The sequence below is a fragment of the Chromobacterium piscinae genome, from assembly GCF_021129175.1.
Classification (GTDB): domain Bacteria; phylum Pseudomonadota; class Gammaproteobacteria; order Burkholderiales; family Chromobacteriaceae; genus Chromobacterium; species Chromobacterium piscinae.
The window spans coordinates 1-2,625 of record NZ_JAJOHV010000157.1; the positions used below are offsets into that span (position 1 = coordinate 1).

Annotated in this window: 3 protein-coding genes; all 3 read right to left on the reverse strand. The window is 70.2% G+C overall.

The features are described 5' to 3' along the window. Positions 1-661 (reverse strand): condensation domain-containing protein (locus LQR33_RS23625; RefSeq protein WP_231470676.1); only part of this gene is annotated, 661 nt, incomplete at its 3' end. Between the two features lie 156 nt (positions 662-817). Next, the gene (locus LQR33_RS23630) at positions 818-1,585 is read right to left on the reverse strand and encodes an ABC transporter ATP-binding protein (RefSeq protein ID WP_231470677.1); all 768 of its coding nucleotides are present in this window, start codon (positions 1,583-1,585) and stop codon (positions 818-820) included. Beyond that, the coding region (locus LQR33_RS23635) for a FecCD family ABC transporter permease (protein WP_231470679.1) at positions 1,582-2,625 on the reverse strand (1,044 nt) is incomplete at its 5' end. The genes LQR33_RS23635 and LQR33_RS23630, both read right to left, overlap by 4 nt.

A 2,625-nucleotide genomic window follows, 5' to 3' on the forward strand; every position in this document is an offset into this window, starting at 1 on the left:
CGCCGTCGGCCAGCGGCTGCGGCGGGGCCAGCGTGGCGGCGGCGGGAAAGGCTTGCTGCCGCGCGGTCCAGAACGCGCGGTCCCGCTCGCGCTGTTCGGATGTCTGATAAGCCTGGTCTTCCGCCAGAACCGGCTCCAGCCGCCAATCGGGCAGCGGCGGCGCGTCCTGTCCGCGCAGCGCGGCGTTGTAGCGCGCGGCCACCACCTTGGCCAGCAGGCCGTAGGCGAAGCCGTCCAGCGCGATGTGATGGGTTTGCACGTACCACAGGGAATGGCGCGGCCCCAACTGGAGCAGCGCGCTGCGGTACAGCGGATCGACGGCCGGGTTGCAGGGCTGGGACAGCGCCCCGCGCATCCAGGCGGCGGCAGCGGCTTCTGGATCGGATTCGCCGCTCAGGTCGTGCCAGGGCAGCGGCTGGGGCGAGTTGCGCCGCGGATGCTGCCACAGCGTCTCGCCGTCGAACTCGAAGCGCATGTTGAGCGCCGGGCAATGGGCAAGCGCCTCGGCGGCGCAGGCGCGCAGGATGCCGGCGTCCAGCGGGCCTTTCAGCTCGATGGCCTCGGCGGTCCAGTAGCCGGGATTGTCGGGGGCCAGCCGCTGGCCCATCCAGATGCCGTGCTGGGCGTAGCTGACGGGAAGGCGCGTGGAAGTCTCGGTCATGAGGATGTCTGCCTGTTATTGTTGCCGGCCGCCTGGGCGGCGCGTGAGCGAAGGCTGACATCATAAATGCGATTGAATATCAATTTCAATCGCATTGCGTGAGAAAAGGGGAGAATTCAATCCAGCGGGACGGCGCCGGCCGTCCCGCCGGGAGGGTTAGCCTGCGGCCAGGCCGTCCACCAGCACGTGCGGCACGCCCTGCGAGCAGCGCTCCACCCGGCCGCTCACGCCGTAGACCGCGCGCAGCGTGGCGGCGTCTATCACCTGATCCGGGCTGCCGTTGGCCAGCAACTGGCCGGCTTTCAGCATCAGCACCCGGTCGGTGTGGCGCAGCGCCACGTTCAGATCGTGCAGCACGATCACCGTCACCATGCCGCGGCGGCGGGTTTCGCGGCGCAGCAGGTCCATCACGTGGAACTGGTAGTTCAGGTCCAGCGCCGACAGCGGCTCGTCCAGCAGCAGCACCGCCGGTTCGCGGATCAGCGCCTGGGCGATGCCCACCAGCTGGCGCTGGCCGCCGGAGAGCTGGTCGAGAAAATGCAGGGCCAGGTGGTCGATGCCCAGCGATTGCAGCAGCGCGAACACCTGCTGGTCGTCGTGGCGGCGGAATAGGCCGGCGGCGGTGGCCTGGCCGGCCACCATCAGCGATTCGAACACCGTCAGATGGACGCTGGGCGGCAGCGTCTGCGGCAGGTAGGCCACCTCGCCGCGTTGTCGGCTGAGCGGGCGGCCGCACAGGCGGACCAGGCCGTCGCCGCCCTGCAGGCCGGCCAGCGCGCGCAGCAGGGTGGACTTGCCGCTGCCGTTGGGGCCGAGCAGGGCGGTGACCTCGCCCGCCCGCATACAGGGCACGGACAATTGATGGATGACGCGGCGCTTGCCGTAGCTGACCGACAGGTTTTCGATGGACAGCTGATCGCTCATGTCCGGCCTCCGTTGCGCAAGACGATGACGATGAAGAAGGGGATGCCCACCAGCGCGGTGACGATGCCCACCGGCACGATGACGCCGGGGATCAGGTTCTTGGTGACCACCGAGGCCATGGACAGGATGGCCGCGCCGGTCAGCGCGCTCACCGGCAGGTAGAAGCGGTGATCCTCGCCCACCAGCCTGCGGGCGATATGCGGCGCGATCAGGCCGATGAAGCCTATGGTGCCGACGAAGGCCACCGCCAGCGCGGTGAGCAGGCTGGCGCGCAGCAGGGAGGTCAGCCGCAGCCGGCGCACATCGATGCCGAAGCTGGCGGCGCGGTCCTCGCCCAGGCGCAGCGCGGTCAGCCGCCAGGCATTGGCCAGCGACCACGGCAGGATCAGCGCGAAGGCGGCGAAGATCAGGCCGATCTTGGGCCAGTCGGCGCGGGACAGGCTGCCCATCAGCCAGAACACCAGGTCTTGCAGCGCGTCGGCGGTGGAGACGAATTGCAGCAGCGACACCAGCGCGTTGAAGCTGAAGAACAGCGCGATGCCGAACAGCACCACGCCGCTGGCCGCCATCCGCGTCCAGCGCGCTACCAGGTCCAGCAGCAGCGCCGAGCCCAGTGCGAACACGAAGGCGTTGACCGGCAGCATCCACGACGCGGGAATGCCAGGCAGGCTGATGCCCAGCAGCAGCGCCAGCGCCGCGCCGAAGGCCGCGGCCGGCTGCAGGCCCAGCGTGAACGGGTCGGCCAGCGGATTGTGCAGCACGGTCTGCATCTCCGCGCCGGCCAGGCCCAACGCCAGGCCGGCGCCGACGGCGATCAGCGCGTAGGGCAGGCGGATGTCCCAGACGATGACGGCGGTGGCCGGATCGGCGGCGGACGGCTCCAGCAGCGTGCGCCAGAACTCGGCCAGCGGCATGCCGCTGGCGCCGGTGGTGACGTCCAGAGACAGCGACAGCGCCAGCATCGCCAGCAGGCCGGCCACCAGCAGCAGCCGGCGCAGCAACGCGCGGCGGTAGTCGCCGCTCACCGCGGCCGCGGTGAG

What these genes read in the sequence shown, in the direction of transcription:
- LQR33_RS23630 (WP_231470677.1), bottom strand. Translation starts at nt 1,585, where the DNA reads ATGAGCGATCAGCTGTCCATCGAAAACCTGTCGGTCAGCTACGGCAAG.